Origin of the sequence: Streptomyces sp. NPDC093018, assembly GCF_040684035.1 — a bacterium.
GTDB lineage: Bacteria > Actinomycetota > Actinomycetes > Streptomycetales > Streptomycetaceae > Streptomyces > Streptomyces murinus.
In genome coordinates this window covers 85,177-107,819 of sequence record NZ_JBFBFF010000009.1, presented here as the reverse complement: position 1 = coordinate 107,819, position 22,643 = coordinate 85,177, and the positions used below count along the sequence as shown (strand labels likewise).

Sequence of the window (22,643 nt, the reverse complement as noted above, 5' to 3'; positions counted from 1 at the left end):
CGGCCGGCCGCGCAGCCGCCGCGTCCTGCGCCGTACGTGTTGACGGTTTCCGGTCCATCCCGGCAGCGGACCGACGGCAGCTGACCGTCCCGCCGCTCCATGGCACGTCATCAGCACGCCACACGGGCCACCCGCCGCTCCCGTCCGGACGGTCGCGCGGCGGTGCCCGAGTTCTTCCGCTGGCCGGCCCGTGCCGGTTCGCGCCGTTCCCCGTGTGTGTGGCTCCTCTGTGCCCGCACGCGCAAGCAAGGAGACAAGGTGATCAGCAGGCAACCGACGGGCGGCCAACTCCTCCTGGAGGAGTTACCCGACCGCTGGCGGGCTCTACGCGAGGCCGGGCCGGTACGGCACGACGAGGCGCAGGGCGTCTGGCAGGTGCTCGACCACGAGAACGTCGCCGCCGTGCTCGCCGACCCGGCGACGTACTCCTCGGACCTCTCCGCCCTCAGTCCCACCCAGTCCGACTTCGAGACCTTCACCCAGGGCAACTTCGTCGGCATGGACCCCCCGGAGCACCGCAAGCTCCGCACCCTGGTCAGCCAGGCGTTCACCCCCCGGGTCGTCCAGGGACTCGAACCCCGTATCGAGGCCGTCTGCGCCCGGCTGCTGGACGAGGTCGCCGACCGGGACCGGTTCGACCTGGTCGACGCGCTGGCCTATCCGCTGCCGATCATCGTGATCGCCGAACTGCTCGGCATCCCCGCCGAGGAACACCGGCTCTTCCAGGAGTGGGCGAGCGTGCTGTTCGGCGGCGACCAGCTCGGCGAGGCGCCGGACATGGCCGATCTGGAACGGGCGCTGGAGGCCATCGCCCCCACCGTGCGCGAGATGAACAGCTACATGCTGGACTACATACGCGCCCGCCGCGCCGCCCCCGGCGACGACCTGACCAGCAGACTCATCGCCGCCGAGGTGGACGGCGTGCGCCTGCGGGACCAGGAGATGGTCGGCTTCGTGGCGCTGCTGCTGGTCGCCGGGCACATCACCACCACCGCGCTGCTGGGCAACGCCGTCGTCACCTTCGACCGGTACCCCGAGACGGACGCGGCGCTGCGCGCCGAGCCGCCGCGCATCCCGGCCGCCGTCGAGGAGGTGCTGCGCTGGCTGCCCCCCTTCCCCGAACTGGGCCGCCGGGTGACCAGGCCCGTCGTCCTCGGCGGACACGAGATCCCCGCCGACACCCTGCTGATGGCACATCTGGGCGCCGCCAACCGGGACCCCGCCCGCTTCGACGCGCCCGACGTCTTCGACGTGACCCGCTCGCCCAATCCCCATCTGACCTTCGGGCACGGCATCCACTTCTGTTTCGGCGCGCCGCTGGCCCGCCTGGAGGCGCGGATCGCCCTGAACATGTTGCATGAACGATTCCGCACCCTGGTGATCCCGTCCCACGAGGACATCACCTATCAGAACCCCGCCGTGCTCATCGGCGTCCGGCAGCTGCCCGTCGAGGTCGGCAGAGCGTAGGACCCGGCGCACGAAGCGCACCGGTCGGCCCCCGTACCGCTCACACCCGGGCCGGTCCGTAACACCCGCACATGAGACCCATCCAACGGGAGTCCCCTTCTCATGCCGTACACCATCCCCGCCGCTCCGCCCGCTTCCCGGACACCCTCGCTGTTACGCCGGGAACTGCGGGACCGCCTCGACGCGCTGGCCCGCACCCACCGGGTGCCCGGTGCGCAACTGGTCCTCGACACCGGCACGGACCTCATATCCATACACACCGGCACGGCCGACGTCTCCGCCGGCACCCTCCTCACGGGGGAGACGGCCGTCCCCCTGGGCTCGCTCACCAAACCCTTCACCGCGGCCCTGGTCATGCTCCTGGCCGACGACGGTGACGTGGACCTCGACGAGCCCGCCGCCGAACACCTCCAGGAGCTGCGCTCCGTCCCCGAAGTGACGATCCGCCAGCTGCTCAGCCACACCGGCGGGCTGCCCACCGGGCCGGACTCCGACACTGCCGCCGCGACCACCGCCGCCCGCTACCTCGCGTCCGTGTGCACCGCCCGTGACCTGCTCTTCCCGCCGGGCACCGACTTCTCCTACTCCAACGCCGGTTACGTCGCGGCCGGACGGCTGGTGGAGACCGTCACCGGAATGCCCTGGGCCGAGGCGGTACGGTCTCTGCTGCTCGAACCGCTCGGTGTCGTACCGGCGTTCATCGGCGACGCGGTGCCCGCCCGCCCCGTGGCCGCGGGGCACGCGGTCAACACCGCCACCGGACAGGCGCTCGCGGCCCGGCAGAACCTGGCACCGCTGGAGGCACCGGCCGGGGCGCTGCTCGCCAGCGCCGCGGACCTGGCCGCGTTCGGCAACGCGCTGATCGGCCGCTCCGACCTGCTGCCGCCCGCCGTCGCCAAGGACATGCGCCGCCCCGAACCCGCCGCGCGGCCCGGCACCCTGGCCGACGGCTGGAGCCCGGGGCTCGCCCTGTACCAGCGGGGCGAGCGCGCCTGGTATGGCCATGACGGCAACGCCCAGGGCACGTCCTGCCATCTGCGCATCGACCCGGAGAGCGGGGTGGTGGTCGCCTTCGCGGGCAACGCGGGCGGCGCGACCGCGCTGTGGCGCGATCTTACCGGGGAACTCGCCCGGCTGACCGGCATCCGGGTGCCCGCCGGCGGACACCCCGTGGACGGGGGGCGCCGCGCCGCCCTGACCGACTGCGTGGGCACGTACCGCAACGGCACCACGACCTACCGCGTCACGGCCGGGCCGGACGGCGAGCCCGCCCTGTCCGTGGACGGTGACCTGGCGCTCCCGCTGGTCTGCTACGCCGACCTGTCGTGCGACCTGCGCGATCCGGCCACCGGGAGCCTGGAGCCCGGCGGCCGCTTCCACCGCGACCCGGTCACCGGGAGCATCGACCGAATACAGATATCCGGCCGCACGGCGCGCCGCACCGATGACGGCTGAACGAGGGGACAGGGCGGGGCAGGTAGGACCGCGGGTCGGTCTCGGCTCCGGATCCCGGGCGGCCCGCGCCGGTCTGCGATCCTGACCCGTCGGGCCGGCCTCGGATCCCGGCCTCGGCCCAGGTGCCGATGTCAGGTTCCGGTTCCGGTCCAAGTCTCAGCCCAGTCCCGGTTCTGGTTCCGGTTCCTTCCGGGGTACGACGGATGTCCGGCACAGGGCCCGTCGCACCCGCCCCCGCCTCGGAATCCGGTCCCGCCTCCAGTGGGGTGCCCGTACCCGGTACGTGCGCTTCGCCCGGCGGCGCGTGTCCGGGCCGGATGCCGCCGTACCACCCGGCGTGTCGGCGCGGCCGTCGTCCGGCCGACCGGAGGACATCGAGGGCGCGGGAATCGTCACCGCGCCGGTCACCCCACCGTCCGTCACACCCCGGTGCCGGTCACCCCGACCGGTACCGGCAGCCCCGTTCGTCCCGCATCACTGCGCACACCCGGTGTGCCCCCCGTTCCAGCGCGCCGCCCCCGAGGTGGGCCCGGGTCGCCCTCATGGCCCGTGCCGCATCGTCCCGCTCTCCAAAGGACTACACCCATGACGGACCCGCACGACAAGCCCGCATCGGCGCCCGCCCTGCCGCGCTCCGGCCCCACCGGCGTGGCGGAGAGCAGCACGACCGGGGCGCACCCGATGCTCGGCGCGCTGTTCGCCGCCTGGGTGGCCCGCACCCCGGACGCACCGGCCCTCACGGACGGCCGGCGGACCTGGACCTACCGTCAACTGGCCGATCGGGCCGACCGGTTGGCCGCACATCTGGTACGCCGGGGCGCCGGGCCCGACCGGGTGGTCGCGCTGGTCCTGCCGCGCTCCATGGAACTCATCGCCGCCGAACTGGCCGTCTCCTGGGCTGGTGCCGCCTTCCTGCCCGTGGACCCCGGCTATCCCGCCGAGCGCCGGGCCCTGATGCTCGCCGACGCGGCACCCGCCGTCACCCTCGACGACGTGGGCCGGGTGGGCGAGGTGCTCGACGGCCGCGGCGCCGCGGAGCCCGCGGGGGAGGGGGACGGGGGACGGGTCGCCAGGGTGTGCGGCGACGCTTCCGTGTCCGGTGTCACCCCCGATGCCTCCGGTCGGGTCGGAGCCTTGTCCGAGGCCCGCGATGGTGCGGAGCCTGTGGGGGAGCGGGGCGGGGAGCCGGTCGCTGGGGCGTGTGCCGATGACTCCGCGTCCGCCGTCGCTTTCGACGTCCCTGGTCGGGTCGGCGTGTCGGCCGGCGCTCGCGATGGTGCGGAGCCCGTGGGGGAGCGGGGCGGGGAGCCGGTCGCCGGGGCGCGTGCCGATGACTCCGCGTCCGGTGTCACCTTCGATGCCTCCGGTCGGGGCGGCGCGTCGCCCGACGCCCGGGACAGCGCGGAGCTCGCGCGGGAGTGCGACGGCGGGTCGGTCGCCGGGGTCGACAGTGCGGCGTACGTCATCTACACCTCCGGTTCCACCGGCACCCCCAAGGGCGTGACGGTCACCCACCGCGGCATCGGCGGCTTCGTCACCGCCGCGGCCGAGCGGTACGCCGTGGGTCCCGGTGACCGCGTGCTCCAGTTCTCCTCGCCGAGCTTCGACGCCTCCGTCCTGGAGCTGTTCATCTCGGTGCTGTCCGGTGCCACCCTCGTCGTACCGCCGCACGGCCCCTGGCTGGGCGACGAACTCGCGGCGGTCCTGGACGAGCACCGCATCACCCACGCCCTCATCCCACCGGCCGCGCTCGCCACCCTGCCGGGGCCCGAGACCGGCACCGGGCGCCATCTGCGCACCCTGATCGTGGGCGCCGAAGCCTGCCCGGCCGGGCTCGTCGACCTCTGGGCACCCGGCCGCCGCATGATCAACTCCTATGGTCCGACCGAGGCGACCATCGTCGCCACCTGGACCGGACCGCTCACCGCAGGGCGGGGCACCCCGACGATCGGCGACGCCCTGCCGCACACCCGGGCCTATGTGCTCGACGCCGCGATGCGGCCCGTACCGCCGGGCACCGACGGCGAGTTGTTCGTCGGCGGCGACGCGGTGGCCCGCGGCTACCTCGGTCGCCCCGGCCTGACCGCCACCCGCTTCGTGCCCGATCCCTTCGGCCCGGCCGGGGCCCGGCTGTACCGCACCGGGGACCGGGCGCGCCGAACTCCCGACGGGGAACTGGAGTTTCTGGGCCGCCTCGACCGGCAGGTGAAGATCCGCGGCTTCCGGATCGAACCCGGTGAGATCGAGGCCGCCCTGCGCCGGGCCGGTGCCGTCGGCGAGGCCGTGGTCGTCGTACGCGAGGACGAGCCGGGGCACCAGCGCCTCGTCGGCTACGTCACCCCGGCCGGACAGCTGCCCGCCAGCGCCCCGGACCCGGCCGCCCCTTTACCCCGTTCGGCACGCCCCCTGGACCCCGCGGCCCTGCGGGCCGCCGTGGCCGCGCGGTTGCCCGCCCATATGGTGCCGGCCGCGGTCGTGGTGCTCGACCGGATGCCGCTCACCCCGCAGAACAAGATCGACCGACGGGCCCTGCCCGCGCCGGAGCGCACGGCCGCGGCCGGCCACCTGGCGCCGCGCACCGACGAGGAACGAGCGCTCGCGGCGATCTGGTCGGACGTCCTGGGCGTGGCCGAGATCGGCGTGACGGACGACTTCTTCGACCTCGGCGGCGAATCCATCCTCGCCGCCCGCACCCTGTCCCGGATCCGGGACGAGCTGGGTGTCCGGCTGACCGTGCGGGACGTCTTCTCGGCGCGGACGATCGCCGCCCTCGCCCCGCTCCTCGCCGACCCCTCGGCCGCCGTGCCCACCGAGCCGATACCCCCGGTCCCGCACGAGGCCGGGCTGCCGCTGTCCAGCGCGCAACGACGGCTGTGGTACCTGGACGAACTCAGCGCGGGCGGCACCGAGTACAACACCGGTGTCTCCCTGCGGCTGCGCGGCGCCCTGGACCCGGCAGCGCTGCACCGGTCCCTGCACCGCCTCGCCGCCCGGCACGCCGCCCTGCGCACCACCTTCGCCACGGCGGACGGACAGGCCCGCCAGCGGATCGCGGCGGAGCCGGACCTGCCGCTGCGCACGGCCGACGTCCGCGACCTGCCTCCGGCGCGCCGCGCCGAAGCCGCCGAGGCCCTGCTCACCGAAGAACTGGGCCGCCCCCACGACCTGGCCGCCGGGCCGCTCACCCGGGCCCTGCTGGTGCGGCTCGCCGACGAGGACCACCTGCTCCTGCTCGCCCAGCACCACATCGTCACCGACGGCTGGTCGGTGGGCATCCTGACCCGCGAACTGGCCGCCCTCTACCACGCCGAGACCACCGGAGAGCCGGACGGCCTGCCGCGACCCGGCGTGCAGTACCCGGACTTCGCGGTATGGGAAGGGCGGCAGCGGAGCTCCGGCGCGGACACGGCCGATCTCGCCTACTGGAAGCGGCACCTGGCCGGACTCCAGCACCTGGAGCTGCCCGCCGACCGGCCGCGTCCGGCCGTGCGCACCACCGCCGGAGCCGCCCACCGGCACGCGCTGCCCGCCGAGTTGGTGACCCGGCTGCGGCAACTGGCCACGGGACGCGGCACCACGGTGTTCACCCTGTTCGCGGGCGCCGCCGCGCTGCTGTTCGCCCGCTACTCGGGCCAGCGGGACATCGCGTTCGGCACCGTGACCACCGGACGCGGCCGACGCGACCTGGAGGACGTGGCGGGCTTCTTCGCCAACACGGTGGTGCTGCGCGGCGAGGTGGACGAACGGGCGACCGTCGACCGGTTCGTGGAGAGCATGCGGACGACGGTGCTGGACGCCTTCGCCCACGACGGGGTGCCGTTCGACCGGGTCGTGGAGGAACTGGCCCCGCCCCGCGACCCCAGCCGCACCCCGCTGGTGCAGGTGCTCGTCGTACAGCAGACCGCCCTCCCCGTCCCGCCGCGCGCCGGTGAACTGCGCCTCGCGGAGCACCCGTTGCCCCGCCCGGCCGCGCGCTTCGACCTGGTCCTGGAGTTCACGCCGGACGCGGACGGCGGCTGTGTGCTGACCGCCGAGTTCAACACCGACCTGTTCGAGGCGGCGACCGCGGCCCGTCTGACCGCGCATCTGCACCGCCTGCTGGAAGGCATGGCCGACGGCCCCGGCCGCCCGCTGGCCGAGCTGCCCATGCTCTCGGCCGAGGAACAGCGCACGCTGGTGGACACCTGGAACCCGCCCGCCCACCGCTCCGCGAGCACCGGACACGGCACGCTGCCCGAGCTGTTCCACGCGCAGGCGGCCCGCACCCCGGACCGTACCGCCGTCGTCCACGGCACCACCCGGCTCGACTACGCCGAGGTCGCCCGGCGCGCCAACCGGCTGGCCCGGCTGCTCGTCGCGCGTGGCGCGGGACCCGAGACCCTGGTCGCGCTCTGCCTGCCGCGCTCCGCCGATCTCGTGCCCGTGCTGTGGGCCGTGCTCACCTCGGGCGCCGCCTACCTCCCCGTCGACCCCGGCTATCCCATCGAGCGGATCCGGCTGATGCTCGGCGACGCCCGGCCCACCCTGGTCCTCGCCACCCGCGAGACCGCCGCCGCCCTGCCCGACGACTGCGCGCCGCTGCTGCTGGACGAGTGCGACGAAGCGGTGTGGGGCGACGACGCGGCGCGGGCCGGTACGGAACTCGACGACGCGGCGCGGGCCGACAGGGATCTCACCGATGCCGACCGGCTCCGGCCGCTGCTGCCGGACCATCCCGCCTACGTCATCTACACCTCGGGTTCCACCGGCCGCCCCAAGGGCGTGGTGGTGACCCATCGGGGCGTCGCCGCCCTGGCCGCGTGGGCGGGCGAGCGGTTCAAGGCCGCCGGGCTCGGCCATGTGATCGCCTCCACCTCCCTCAACTTCGACGTCTCGGTCTTCGAGCTGCTGTGCCCCCTGACGGCCGGCGGCACGGTCGAGGTGGTCGCCGATCTCCCGGCCCTCGCCGACGGTTCGGGACCCCGGCGCGCCGGGCTGCTCAGCGGGGTGCCCTCCGTCGTCTCCCGCCTGGTCGCGGGCGGTACGGCGCCGCTGGCCGCGGACACCGTCGTCCTGGCCGGTGAGGCGCTGCCCGCGCAGACCGTGCACGATCTGCGGGCCGCCATGCCCGCGGCCCGCATCGCCAACATCTACGGCCCCACCGAGGCCACCGTTTACGCCACCGCCTGGTTCGCCGGTGACCGGCTGCCCGACCAGGCCCCGCCCATCGGCGAACCGGTCGCGCTCACCCGGGCCTACGTCCTGGACGGCCGGCTGCGGCCCCAGCCGGTCGGCGTCACCGGTGAGTTGTATCTCGGCGGTGCCGGTCTGGCCCGCGGCTACCTGCGCCGTCCCGCGCTGACCGCGGCCCGGTTCGTCGCCGACCCGTTCGGCGCGCCGGGGGAGCGCATGTACCGCACCGGCGACCTGGTGCGCCGCGCCGCCGACGGCTGCCTGGAGTACGTGGGCCGGATCGACCAGCAGGTCAAGGTGCGCGGCTTCCGCATCGAACTGGGCGAGGTGGAGGAGGCGTTGCGCGGCTGCGCGGGCGTGGCCGAGGCCGCCGCCACCGCCGTCACCGGTGAGGGCGAGGACCACCGGCGCCTGGTCGGCTATGTCGTCCCGGCCGCCGGTCAGCCGGTGGAACCGGAGGCCGTGCGCCGGGAACTCGGCCGTACCCTGCCCGACTACATGGTCCCGGCGACGGTCGTCCTCCTGGCGAGCCTGCCGCTCAGCCCGAACGGCAAGGTCGACCGCGGCCGGCTCCCCGACCCGGGCCCCGCCGTGCGCGCCGTACGGCATGTCGCGCCCCGCACCCCCACCGAGCGCGCGCTCGCCGCGATCTGGGCGGAGGTGCTGCGCACGGAACGCATCGGCGTCGACGACAACTTCTTCGAACTCGGCGGCGACTCGATCCTCAGCATCCAGGTCGTGGCCCGCGCCCGGCAGGACGGCCTCGCGCTGACCTCACGGGATGTCTACCAGCACCAGACGGTCGCCGCCCTGGCCCGCTGCGCCGACGCCGCAGGACGGCTCCACGAGGCAGCCCCGGCACCGGAGGAGGCCACCGGCACGGCCCCGCTGACGCCCATCCAGCACTGGCTGTTCGGCGCCGGGGTGCGGGACGCCGGACACTTCTCCCAGGCGCTGTCCGTCCAGATGCCCGACGACCTGGACGCGGCCGCGCTGGAGGACGCGCTGAACGACCTCGCCGGGCACCACGACGCCCTGCGCTCCCGGTTCGCCGACACCGGCGGGCAGGGCCGCGAGGCCGTCTGGTTCATCGACGAGCGGATGCCCCGCATCCGGCTGGCCCGGCACACCGGACCGGACACGGACACCCCGCACTTCGGGCCCTTCGACCTCGCCCGGGGACCGCTGCTGCGCGCCGTGCTGCACGACAGCGGATCCGGCAGGCCCGCCGTGCTGCACCTCGCGATCCACCACCTGGTGGTCGACGGCGTGTCCTGGCGGGTGCTCCTTGAGGACCTCGACCGCGCCTACCGGGCCCGCCGCACCGGCGCCGACGGCGCGGCGGCCCTGCCCGCGAAGTCCTCGCCGCTGCGCCAGTGGGCCGGGCGGCTGGCCGCGCACGCGGCGGACGGCGGCTTCGAGGACGAGCGGGACTACTGGGCGCGGGCGGTCCCGGACACCGAACCGGCGGTACCGGCCGGACCGGAGCACGGCGCCGGCACCTACGCCTCGCAGCGCGCGTTCACCCTGCGCCTTGCCCCCGAGGACACCTCGGTCCTGCTGCACACCCTGCCCGACACCTACCGCACCCAGATCAACGACGTCCTGCTCAGCGCCCTCGGCCGTGCCCTGTGCGACTGGAGCGGCCGGGACCGGGTGGTGGTCGACGTCGAAGGACACGGCCGCGAGGAACTCTTCCCCGAGCTGGACATCAGCCGCACCGTCGGCTGGTTCACCACCAGGTACCCGGTCGCCCTCGCCGTCCCCGGCAACGACGACTGGGACGCCGTACTGAAGCGCGTCAAGGAGCAGTTGCGCGCGATACCCCGGCACGGCCTGGGCCATGACGCGCTGCGCCACCTGGCCGGACCCGGCGGCGATCCGGGTACCCCGGAGGCGCAGTTCAGCTTCAACTACCTGGGCCGGATGGGGACTTCGGCCGCGCCCGACGGGCTGTACCGGGGCACCGTACGGCCGCTGGAACTGGACGCCGACCCGGCGGCCGAGCGCCCGCACGCCCTGGAGGTCGTCGGCCAACTGGTCCACGACCAGCTGGAGTTCACCTGGTTCTACTCGGACCGGCTGCACACCGAGGACACGGTAGGGGAACTGGCCGGACGCTTCGCCGACGCGCTCGCGGACCTGGCCCGGTTCGCCGCCCGGCCCGGCGCCGCCGGGCGCACCCCGTCCGACTTCCCGCTGGCCCGGCTCGACCAGGACGCCGTGGACCGCCTCACCGGCACGGACCCGGCCGCCGTCGCGGACGTCCTGCCGCTCACCCCGACCCAGGCGGGCATGCTCTTCCACGGCCTGTCCCAGGACGACCGGGGCGTCTACTTCCAGCAGCTCACCTTCGTCCTGGACGGTGTGGACGAGCCGGGGGCCCTCGCCGCCGCCTGGCAGCGGGTGACCGACCGCGCCGAGGTGCTGCGCGGCCGGGTCGTCTGGCAGGACGTCCCCGAGCCGCTGCTCGTGGTCCGGCGGCACGCGGCCGTACCGGTCACCCACCTGGACTGGCGGGACCTGACGGAGGGGGAGCGGCGCACCCGCCTCGACGACGTCCTGGACCGCGACCGCGCCGAGGGCATCGACCTCGGACGGGCCCCGCTCCAGCGCCTGCTCCTCGCCCGGGTCTCCGACACCGCGGTGCGTGTGGTGTGGTCCTTCCACCATCTGCTCCTCGACGGCTGGAGCCTGTTCCAGGTCCTCTCGGACGTCTTCGCCCTCACCGGCGGCACCGGTCCCGACGCCCTCCAGGACCGCCCGCCGTACCGGGACTACGTCGGATGGCTGCGCGCCCGTGACACCGCGGAGGCCGAACGGCACTGGCGGCACCGGCTGGCCGGGCTGACCGAGGCCACCCCGCTGCCGTACGACCGCGAACCGCGCGAGAGCCACCGCGCCGAGTCCACCCACGCCGTACGGGCCACCCTGCCCGAGGCGGCGAGCCGGGCGCTGGAGGAGCTGGCACGGACCTCCGGGCTGACCCTCAACACCCTGGTGCAGGGCGCCTGGGCGCTGCTGCTGGCCCGCCAGTCAGGCCGGGACGAGGTGGTGTTCGGCACCACCGTCTCCGGCCGCCCGCCCGAGCTGCCCGGCGCCGACGCCATGACCGGCCTGTTCATCACCACCCTGCCGACCCGGGCCGCCGTCCCCGAGCACGGGACCCTCCTCGACTGGCTGCGCGCCCTCCAGCACGACCAGAGCGAGGACCGGCGGTTCGACCACCTGCCGCTCACCCGGCTGCGCGCCCTCACCGAACTGCCGGAACGCGTCGGCCTGTTCGACAGCATCGTCGTCTTCGAGAACTACCCGGTGGACGACGACCTCGCCGCCGCCCACGGACTGCGCCTGAGCGGCCTGGAGGGCATCGAGACCACCAACTACCCGCTGAGCCTGACCGCTTACCCCGGCCAGGAGCTGACCCTGCGCCTCGGGTACGACCCCGACCTGTTCGACGCGGGGACCGCCGAGCGGCTGGCCGAATACCTCACCGTGCTGCTCACGGGGATGCCCGACGGCACCCGGCGCCCGCCCGCCCGGCTCCCGCTGCTCGCCCCGGACCGCCGCGAACAGGTGCTGCGCGCCTGGAACGACACCGCCACCGGCCGGCCCCCCACCACCGTCGCGGAGCTCTTCGCCGCGCAGGTGCGCCGCACCCCCGACGCCCTGGCCCTGGAAGCGGTCGACGAACACCTCACCTACACCGAACTCGACGCCCGCGCAGCCCGGTTGGCGTCCCGGCTCACCGGCCTCGGGGTGGCGCCGGAACGCCCGGTCGGCGTGCTGATGGACCGCTCCGTGGCCCTGGTCGTCGCCCAGCTGGCCCTCGTCCGCACCGGCGGGGTGTACGTGCCGCTGGACGGCAGGGCGCCCGCCGAACGGCTGCGCCGGATGCTGGCCGAGGCCGGCGCCGACCTGCTGCTCACCGACGCCGCCCGGGCGGAGACGGCCCGTGCGGTGCTGCCGGGCGACGGCGTGCTGCGCGCCGACGACACGCCCGGCGCGGACGGCCCCGTACCCGCCCGCCCCCTGCCGCCCGTGCACCCCGACAACGCGCAGTACCTGATGTTCACCTCGGGCTCCACCGGCACCCCCAAGGGCGTCGCGGTCCGCCAGCGGGACGTCGCCGCCCTCGCCCTGGACCGCGCCTTCGCCGGGCACGACCGGGTCCTCGTGCACTCGCCGCACGCCTTCGACGCCGCCACCTACGAGCTGTGGGTACCGCTGCTGCGCGGCGGCACCGCCGTGCTCGCCCCGCCCACCGAACTGGACACCGCCCAGGTCCGCAGAGCCGTCACGGAACAGCGGGTGAGCTGCCTGTGGCTGACCGCGGGACTGTTCCGGCTCCTCGCCCAGGAGGACCCCGGCTGCCTGCGCGGCGCGCGCGAGGTGTGGACCGGCGGCGAGGCGGTGCCGGGCGCGGTGGTGCGCCGGGTGCTGGACGCCTGCCCCGGCCTGACCGTCATGGACGGCTACGGCCCCACCGAGACGACCACCTTCGCCACCCGCCGCGCCTTCCGCACCGGCGACCCGCTGCCCGCCGTGCTCCCCATCGGCCGCCCGCTGGACGACACCCGTGTGTACGTCCTGGACGCCGCCCTCCAGCCGCAGCCGCCCGGCATCCCCGGTGAGCTGTACATCGCGGGCGCCGGACTGGCCCGGGGCTACGCGGGCCGGCCCGGCGCGACCGCCGCCCGCTATCTCGCCGACCCCTTCGGACCGGCCGGGGAACGGATGTACCGCACCGGTGACATCGTGCGCTGGAGCGCCGACGGCGAACTGCACTTCGTGGGCCGCGCGGACGACCAGATCAAGATCCGCGGCTTCCGCGTCGAACCCGCCGAGATCGAGGCCCGGCTCACCGCCCACCCCGCCGTCGCCGAGGCCGTCGTCTCCCTCTACCAGGACGCCGGACGCAAACGCCTGGCCGCCCACCTCGTCCCGGCGCCCGGCGCCGAGGTCCCGGCCGCCGCCGCACTGCGCGCCCACCTCGCGGACGGTCTGCCCGACTACATGCTGCCCGCCGCGTTCGTCACCGTGTCCGAGCTGCCGCTGACCGTCAACGGCAAGGTCGACCGGCGACGGCTGCCCGCCCCCGACTGGGGGGCCGGCGCCGAGTCGGCCCATCGCGCGCCGAGCACCGACACCGAGCGGCTGCTCGCCGGGATCTGGGCGGAGCTGCTGGGCGTGGAACGGGTCGGCGTCGACGACAACTTCTTCATGCTGGGCGGCGACTCGATCCTCAGCATCCAGGTCGTCTCCCGCGCCCGGGCGGCGGGGCTCACGCTCACCCCGCGCGACCTCTTCCGGCACCCCACGGTGGCCGAACTGGCCGCCGCGGACGGCTCCGCCGCGCCCGCCGTCACCGGCACCGCACCGGTCAGCGGGGCGGCGGACCTCACCCCGATCCAGCACTGGTTCCTCGACCCACGCCCGGAGCACGCCGACCTCTTCGACCAGTCCGTCGTCATCGAGGCGGCCGGACCGGTGGACGAGGACGCGCTGCGCCACGCCCTCACCGCCCTGTGGAACCGACACGACGCCCTGCGCGCCCGGTTCACCGCCGATGCCGATGCCGATGCCGATGCTGACGCCGACGGCGCCTGGCGGCAGGACGTCCCCGCCGCCGACGCCCCGGCGCCCGACCTGCTCCAGGTCCACGACCCGCGCGCCGAGGAGCTCGTCACGGCGGCGGCCCACGCCGGAATGCGGCTGGCGACGGGACCGCTGTTCACCGCCCGCCTGTTCACCGCCGACGGCACCCGGCCCGCCCGGCTGCTGCTTGTCGCCCACCACCTGGTGGTCGACGGCGTCTCCTGGCGCATCCTGCTGGAGGACCTGGAGACCGCCTACCGGCAGGCCCTGGCCGCAGAGCCCGTACGACTGCCCGCCCGCACCACCTCCGCACACGCGTGGGTCCGCAGGCTGCGCGAACACGCAGACGCCTTCGCCGCCCGGCTCGACCACTGGGAGCGGGCCGCCCGGCACTGCGCCGACCCACTGCCCGTGGACGGCACCGGCGGCAACACCATGGCAGACGTCCGCGAGGTCACCGTCCGGCTGGACCGCGACCGCACCGACGCCCTGCTGCGCCGCGTCCCCGGTGTCTACCGCACCCGCGTCGACGACGTCCTGCTCACCGCGCTCGGCCGGGTCCTCACCGACTGGAGCGGGCACGGCACCGTCGCCATCGGCCTGGAGGGCCACGGCCGCGAGGACCAGCTGTTCGAGGACATCGACCTGTCCCGCACCGTCGGCTGGTTCACCTCGCTCTTCCCGGTCGCCCTGACCGTCCCGCCCGGCGACTGGGGCACCGCCCTGAAGACCGTCAAGGAGCAGCTGCGCGCCGTACCCGACCGCGGCCTCGGCTACGGCGTGCTGCGCCACCTCGTCCGCGACGCCCGGCTCACCGGCGCACCCGAGCCCGCCATCAGCTTCAACTACCTGGGCCGCTTCGACTGGTCCGGGGCCGGCGGCACCCTCGTCGGGGCGGTGCCCGGCGGCCTGGGCGGCGCCGAGGCCACCGGCACTCAGCGCCCGCACCTCCTTGACGTGGTGGCCAGGGTCGAGGACGACCGGCTGGAGATCACCTGGTACTACAGCGCCGGACGGCACCACGAGGACACCGTCACCGCGCTCGCCGAGGGCGTGCTGCGGGCGCTGGGCGACATCGTCGCGCACTGCGCCCGCCCCGAGGCGGGCGGCCGTACTCCTTCGGACTTCCCGCTGGCCCGCCTGGACCAGGGAGCCGTCGACCGCGTCGCCGGTACCGGCCGGGACGTCGCGGACATCTACCCGCTCACCCCGATGCAGGCCGGGATGCTCTTCCACAGCCTGCTCGACCCGGCCGGGCGCACCTACGTCAACCAGGTGCAGCTGGTGCTGAACGGGGTCACCGACCCGCACGCGCTCGCCGAGGCATGGCAGCACACCGCGGACGCCAACCCGGTGCTGCGCACCCACCTGGTGTGGGAGGAGACCCCGGAGCCGCTCCAGGTCGTCCGGCACCGCGCCGCCGTACCCGTCAGCCACCACGACTGGTCCGGCCGGGCCGGCGACGACCGCGCGGGCGACCTGGAACGACTGCTCGCCGCGGACCGGGAGCAGGGCATCGACCTGGGCAGTGCGCCGCTGATGCGGCTGACCCTGATCCGGCTCGCGCCCGACCGGGTCCGCCTGGTGTGGACGTTCCACCACGTCCTGCTCGACGGCTGGAGCGCCGCCCAGGTCTTCGACGAGGTCTGCGAGCGGTACGCCGCACTCACCTCCGGGCGCCGTCCGCGACCGGCCGAGCGCAGGCCGTTCGCCGAGTACCTGCGCTGGCTCGCCGCACAGGACACCGCACGTGCCGAACGGCACTGGCGGGCCGCCCTCGCCGGGTTCCAGGCCCCCACCGAACTGCCCCGGGACCGGCGGCCCGCCGAGGCCCACCGCGCCTCCTCCTGCGACACGGTGCGGACGACCCTCGCCCCGGACGTCTCGGCACGGCTGCGCGAGACCGCCCAGCGTTCCGGACTCACCCTGAACACCATCATCCAGGGCGCCTGGGCGCTGCTGCTGTCCCGCTACGGCGGCGGCACCGACGTGGTGTTCGGCACCACCGTCTCCGGGCGGCCCGCCGAACTGCCCGGCGTCACCTCGATGGTGGGCCTGTTCATCAACACCCTGCCCACCCGGGCCCGCGTCGATCAGGAGCGCCCGCTGCTGGACTGGCTGCGCGAACTCCAGGCCACCCAGTCCGAGGCCCGCCGCCATGACTTCGTCTCGCTCGCCCAGTTGCAGTCCTGGAGCGAAGTGCCCGGCGGCACCGGCCTGTTCGACTCCATCGTGGTCTTCGAGAACTACCCCTTCGACGAGCACGCGCTGGCCCGGCACGGCCTGTCCATGGAACAGGAACGGGACCTGGAACCGACCAACTACGCGCTCAGCGTGGTCGTCGCGCCCGGTGATGCACTCGCCGTGAACCTGGACTACGACCCGGACGCCTTCGACGCCACGACGGTACGGGCGCTCGGCGAGAGCCTGCGCACCCTGCTGACCGGCATGGCCGACGACCCCGGCCGCACCCTCGCCGAACTGCCCCTGCTCGACGCGGCCGACGCGCGGGCACTGGTGGACCGCCTGGGCGGACCCGTGGCCGAACTGCCGCACGGCACCCTGCCGGAGGCGTTCCGACGGCAGGCCGAGCGCACCCCGGACGCCATCGCCGTCCGCCACGCCGACCAGTGCCTCACCTACGCCGAACTCGACGCCCGCGCCAACCGGTTGGCCCGGCGGCTCATCGCCGCAGGCGCCGGCCCCGAGCGCTTCGTCGCCCTGTGCCTGCCCCGCACCGCCGACCTGATCGTGGCGCTCCTCGCGGTGCTCAAGAGCGGCGCCGGATACCTGCCGGTCGACCCCCAGTACCCGGCCGAGCGCGTCGCGTTCCTCTTCGAGGACGTACGGCCCGACGCCGTGATCACGGCCGCCGCGACCGCCGGGCGACTGCCCGAGGGACCGTGCACCCGCATCCTGCTGGACGAGGAACCGGGCCCCCGGCTGCCGGACACCCCGGTCGGCGACGCCGAACGCCGCAGCGCCCTGCTGCCCGGCCACCCCGCCTATGTGATCCATACCTCCGGCTCGACCGGCCGCCCCAAGGGCGTCGTCGTCAGCCACGCCTCCGTCCTCGCCCTGACCGACTGGGCGGCGGCCGAGTTCACCGGCCGGGGCCTCGCCCATGTCATCGCCTCCACCTCGCTCAACTTCGACGTGTCGGTCTTCGAGATCTTCTCCCCGCTGCTCTCCGGCGGCTGCGTCGAGATCGTCCGCGACCTGCTGGCCCTCGCCGAACGCCCCGGGCCCTGGCGGGCCGGGCTGCTCAGCGCGGTGCCCTCCGCCCTGGACCGGCTGCTCGCCGAGGACGCCGTACAGGTCACTGCCGACACCGTGGTCCTCGCGGGGGAGGGGCTGCCCGCCCGGACCGTGCGCCGGGTCCGCGACGCCGTTCCCGGCAGCGAGGTGCGCAACATCTACGGGCCCACCGAGGCCACCGTCTACGCCACCGCCTTCACCTGCGACCCGGCCGACCCCGATCGCGACCCGCCGATCGGCCGACCGCTCGGCGGTGCCCGCGCCTATGTGCTGGACGAGCGGATGCGCCCGGTGCCCGTCGGCGCGCCCGGCGAGCTCTTCCTCGCCGGAACCGGCGTGGCCCGCGGCTATCTGCGCCGCCCCGGCCTGACCGCGACCCGCTTCCTGCCCGACCCGTTCGGGCCCGCCGGCAGCCGTATGTACCGCACCGGCGACCGGGTCCGCTGGACGGCCGACGGCGAGCTGGTCTACCTCGGGCGCGGCGACGACCAGGTGAAGGTGCGCGGCTTCCGTATCGAACTCGGCGAGGTGGAGGCCGCGTTGGCCCGCCACCCGGCCGTGGCGGGCGCGGCGGCCCGGGTGGTGGAGCAGGACGGCCACCGCCGCCTCATCGGCTACGCGGTGCCCCGCGCGACCGGTCTGCCGGACCCCGCCGAACTGCGCGCCTTCCTCGCGGGCAGCCTCCCCGACCATCTGGTCCCCGCCCTCGTCCTGCCGCTGGAGCGGCTGCCGCTCGGCGCCACCGGCAAGCTCGACCGGCGGGCCCTGCCCACCCCCGAGTGGGCCGCACCGGCCGCCGGTACCGGAGCGGGCCGCCCGCCGCACACCGAGGCGGAGCACACCCTCGCGGCCATCTGGTCCGAGGTGCTGGGCGTGCCCGAAGTGGGCGCGGACGACAACTACTTCATGCTCGGCGGCGACTCCATCCTCGGCATCCAGATCGTCTCCGCCGCCCGCCGCGCCGGACTCGCCCTGAACCCCCGGCACCTGTTCACCCACCAGACCCTCGCCGAACTCGCGGCCGCGGCCGAGAAGTTGCCGTCCAGTGCCGCGTCCGCCGGAGCCGAACAGGGCCCGGTGACCGGCGAGACCCCGCTCACCCCCGTACAGCACTGGCTGCTCGACACGCTCACCGGGGACCCCGCGCACTTCAGCCAGACGGTCTCCTTCGAACTGACCGAGGACCCCGACGAGTCGGTGCTGCGCACCGCCCTGGCCGCCGTACTGGAGCACCACGACGCGCTGCGGCACCGCTTCGAGGCGCTTGGTGACGGCCGGTGGCGGCAGTACGGCACCGCGCCCGGCGACACCGCCGTGCACCTGGAGATGCACCGGGACGCGGAGCCACGCGAGGTGGCCGCCGCCCTCGGCGCCGGGTTCGACCTGGCCCACGGACCGCTGCTGCGCGCCGCCTTGTGCCGCACGGGCGACGCCGGACGGCCGGTACTGCTGCTCGCCGCCCACCACCTCGTCGTGGACGCCGTGTCCTGGCGGCTGATCCTGGAGGACCTGGAGAGCGCCTACCGAGCCCTGCGCGAGGGGGCGCGGCCCGAACTCGGCGCCAAGAGCACCTCGTTCAGGGCGTGGGCCGGGCGGCTCGCCGCGCACACCGAGGCGGGCGGCTTCGACGCCGAACTCGCCCACTGGCGGGGCACCGACACCGGGACCGCTCTCCCGGCCGACCGCACCGGCGGCGCGAACACCGTCGCCGACGAGGAGAGCCTGACCGCCGGACTCGACGCCGAGGAGACCCGCCGCCTGCTCCAGGACGTGCCGGACGCGTACCGCACCCGCGTCAACGACGTCCTGCTCACCGCGCTGGGCCGGGTCCTGGCCCGCTGGACCGGCCGGGACCGGGTGGCGGTCACCCTGGAGGGCCACGGCCGCGAGGAACTCTTCACCGACACCGACCTCGCCCGCACCACCGGCTGGTTCACCACCGTGTACCCGGTCGCCCTGGACGTGCCCCGGGACGCGGACACCGGCACCGTGCTCAAGTCCGTCAAGGAGAACCTGCGGGCCGTACCGAACGGCGGCCTCGGCTACGGCGCGCTGCGCCATCTGCACCCCACGGCGGGCGCCGCACTGCCCGGACTGCCGCAGGTGTGCTTCAACTACCTCGGCCGGCAGGACCGGACCCCCGCGCCGGGCGGCCTGCTGGGCGCACCGCACGGCGACGGCCTCACCGGCGGCATGGACCGCGCGGCGGAGCGCCCCTACCTGCTGGACGTCCTCGGCCGGGTCACCGGCGACCGGCTGGAGTTCACCTGGTCGTACTCCCGCGAGGTGCACCGGCCGGAGACCGTCGCCCGACTCGCGGCCGAACTGGTCGGCGAACTCCGCGTGATCGTCCGGCACTGCGCCGAACCCGGCACCGGCGGCCGCACCCCGTCGGACTTCCCGCTCGCGCCACTGGACCAGACCACTGTCGACCGGCTCGTCAGCACCGGGGCGGACGTCGGGGACGTGTACCCGCTCACGCCCACCCAGACCGGCATGGTGATGCACGGCCTGGACGAGGCCGAACACGGCTTGTACGTCGAGCAGATCACCTTCGTGGCGGACGGCGCCCGCGACCCGGGCACGCTGGCGGCCGCCTGGCAGCACGTCGTCGACCGCACCCCCGTGCTGCGCACCTCCGTCGCCCTGCACGGCGTGCCCGTACCGCTCCAGATCGTCCACCGGGACGCGGTCCTGCCCGTCACCGAGCACGACTGGAGCGCGCTGCCCGCGGACCGGCGGGCGGCGGAGCTGGAGCGGCTGCTCGCCGACGAACGGGCCCGGGGCCTCGCCCTGGAACACGCCCCGCTGCTGCGGCTCGCCCTGATCCGGCTCGGACCGGACGCGGTACGAGTCGTCTGGACCTTCCACCACGTCCTGCTGGACGGCTGGAGCGTCTTCCACGTCCTGGCCGACGTGCTGGCCGCCCACGAGGCACTGGCCCGGGGCGAGCGGCCCCGGCTGCCCGAGCGCCGCCCGTTCGGTGACTACGCCGCCTGGCTGGCCGCCCGCGGCACCGGACCCGCCGAGGACCACTGGCGCGAGGCCCTGTCCGGGCTGCGCACACCGACCCCGCTGCCGTACGACCGCAGGCCCGCCCCCGGCACCACGGCACGCTCGGGCACCTGGCTGTCGCAGCGGCTCGGCACCGAGGAGACCCGGGGGCTCCAGGACTTCGCCCGGCGGCACCGGCTCACCCTGAACACCCTGGTGCAGGGCGCCTGGGCGCTGCTGCTGGCCCGGTGGAGCGGCGAGCCGGAGGTGTGCTTCGGCACCACCGTCTCCGGACGGCCCGCCGACCTGCCCGGCGCCGACACCATCACCGGCCTGTTCATCACCACGCTGCCCGCCCGGATCACTGTCGACGGCGGCGCGCCCGCGGCCGGCTGGCTGCGCGCGGTGCAGGAGGCGCGGGCGGAGGACCGGCGCCACGACCACCTGCCCCTCAACGCGCTGCACACCCTCACCGAAATGCCGCCCGGTACCGGCATGTTCGAGAGCCTGGTGGTGTTCGAGAACTACCCGGTGGGCGACGCGACCGCCGGCGCCCACGGGCTCGCCCTGCGTGACCTGGACGCCCGGGAGGCCACCAACTACCCGCTCACCGTGGTGGTCTCGCCCGGCGACCGGCTCGCCGTCGAACTCGGCTACGACCCCAGGTGCTTCGACGCGGACACCGCCGATGCCCTCGCCGCCCAACTGCTGCACACCCTGCACACCTTGGCCGGTACGGACGGCACCGCCCGCCTCGACGACCTCGATGTGCTGCCGCCCGCACAGCGCGAGCGGCTGCTGCGGGGACCGTCCCGCCCGGCCTCGGGCGAGGTGCCCGCCGTCACCCTGCCCGCCCTCGTGGAGGCGGCTGTCGACCGGTGGCCGGACGCACCCGCGCTCGCCGCGCCCGGCTCCCTGCTCACCTTCGCCGAGGCGGCGGCGCGGGCCGACCGGCTGGCACACCGGCTCATCGCCCGGGGCGCCGGACCCGGCGACATCGTCGCGCTGCTGCTGCCCCGCTCCGTGGACATGGTCCTTGCCCAGCTGGCGGTGGCCAAGGCGGGCGCCGCGTTCCTGCCCGTGGACCCCACCTACCCCGAGGAGCGGATCGCGCTGATGCTGCGCGACGCGGCCCCCACCCTGACCCTCGACGCCAAGGAGATCGCCGGACTGCTCGCCGCACCGCCGGACGAGGTCCCCGGACACCGGCCAGGCGACGCCGACCGCAGGCGCCCGCTGGACCTGGACGACCCGGCCTACGTCATCTACACCTCCGGCTCCACCGGCACCCCCAAGGGCGTCGTCGTCACCCACCGCGGGCTCGCCGCGTTCTCCGCCGCCGAGGCCGCCCACTATCAAGTGGCCGAGGGCGACCGGGTGCTGGCCTTCGCCACGCCCAGCTTCGACGCCTCCGTGCTGGAGCTGTGCATGTCCCTGCCGCACGGCGCCCGGCTCGTCGTCCCCCGGCCCGGACCGCTGCTCGGCGCCGAACTGGCCGACGTCCTGCGGGCCGAGCGCATCACCCACACCCTGCTGCCCCCGGCCGCGCTCGCCACCCTGGCCCCCGGCACCCCCGGCACCCTGCCGGACCTGAAGACGCTGATCGTCGGCGCCGAGGCGTGCGGGGCCGACCTGGTGGCCCGCTGGGCGCCGCACCACCGCATGGTCAACTCCTACGGCCCCACCGAGGGCACCGTCGTCGCCACCTGGTCGGCGCCGCTGACGGCGGACGGCGGCGCACCGCCCATCGGCCGCCCGCTGCCCGCCACCGGCGCCTACGTCCTCGACACTCGGCTGCGGCCGGTCCCCGCCGGGGTCCCGGGTGAACTCTGGCTGTCCGGACCGGCGTTGGCCCGCGGCTACCTCGGCCGCCCGGGACTGACCGCCGCCCGGTTCCGCGCCGATCCGTTCGGGCCGCCCGGCACCCGCATGTACCGCACCGGCGACCTGGTGCGCCGCGACAGCGGGGGCGAACTGCACTACCTGGGGCGCACCGACCACCAGCTCACGTTGCGCGGCCACCGCATCGAGGCGGGCGAGGTCGAGGCGACCCTCGTACGCCACCCGGACGTGCTGGACGCGGTGGTGACCGTACGCGAGGACGAACCCGGACTGCCGCGCCTGGTCGCCCACCTGCTCACCGCCCCCGGCGCCGAACCCCCCGCCGCGACCGAACTGCGGTCCCTGGCCGCCCGGTTCCTGCCGGGCCACATGATCCCGTCGGCGTTCGTGGCGCTCGACCGCTTCCCGCTCACCGAGAACGGCAAGACCGACCGGGCGGCCCTGCCCGCACCGGCACCGGCCGAGGAGCGGGACCGGCCCGAGTACGTGGCACCGCGCACCCCCACCGAGGAGGCACTGGCGGACATCTGGGAGGAGACCCTGGGGACGTCCGTCGGCGCCGAGGACGACTACTACCTGCTCGGCGGCGACTCCATGCGCGCCCTGCTCATCGCCTCCCGCGCCAACGACGCGTTCGCCATCACACTGACCCCCCGCGACGTCCTGGTCTCCCGCACCGTCGCCGCCCTGGCGCTCCTGGTGGAGGAGCAGATCCTGAGCGAATTCGAGGACGCCGCGTACGGCGACGCCGAGGACGACCACGGCACCGGCCCCGACGGCCCCGACGGTCAAGGCACCGGCCCCGACGACGAAGACGCCGCGCTCGGCGGCAACGACCACGAACGGTGAGGAACCGA

General features: G+C 75.1%; 3 protein-coding genes. All 3 read left to right on the top strand.

Features of this window, described 5'->3' with window-relative positions; translation table 11 throughout:
- Window positions 1–258: 258 nt before the first annotated feature.
- The 3 genes from AB0N90_RS21055 (at window position 259) to AB0N90_RS21045 (ending at window position 22,635) form a co-directional block, all read left to right on the top strand.
- Window positions 259–1,467 carry a cytochrome P450 gene (locus tag AB0N90_RS21055; RefSeq protein WP_365198657.1) on the top strand — a complete coding sequence of 403 codons (1,209 nt, stop codon included), beginning with the start codon at window positions 259–261 and terminating at the stop codon, window positions 1,465–1,467.
- 102 nt (window positions 1,468–1,569) lie between these two features.
- The gene (locus AB0N90_RS21050; RefSeq protein ID WP_365198655.1) at window positions 1,570–2,922 is read left to right on the top strand and encodes a serine hydrolase domain-containing protein; all 1,353 of its coding nucleotides are present in this window, start codon (window positions 1,570–1,572) and stop codon (window positions 2,920–2,922) included.
- Between the two features lie 585 nt (window positions 2,923–3,507).
- Window positions 3,508–22,635 carry a non-ribosomal peptide synthase/polyketide synthase gene (locus tag AB0N90_RS21045; RefSeq protein ID WP_365198653.1) on the top strand — a complete coding sequence of 6,376 codons (19,128 nt, stop codon included), beginning with the start codon at window positions 3,508–3,510 and terminating at the stop codon, window positions 22,633–22,635.
- Window positions 22,636–22,643: the final 8 nt, after the last annotated feature.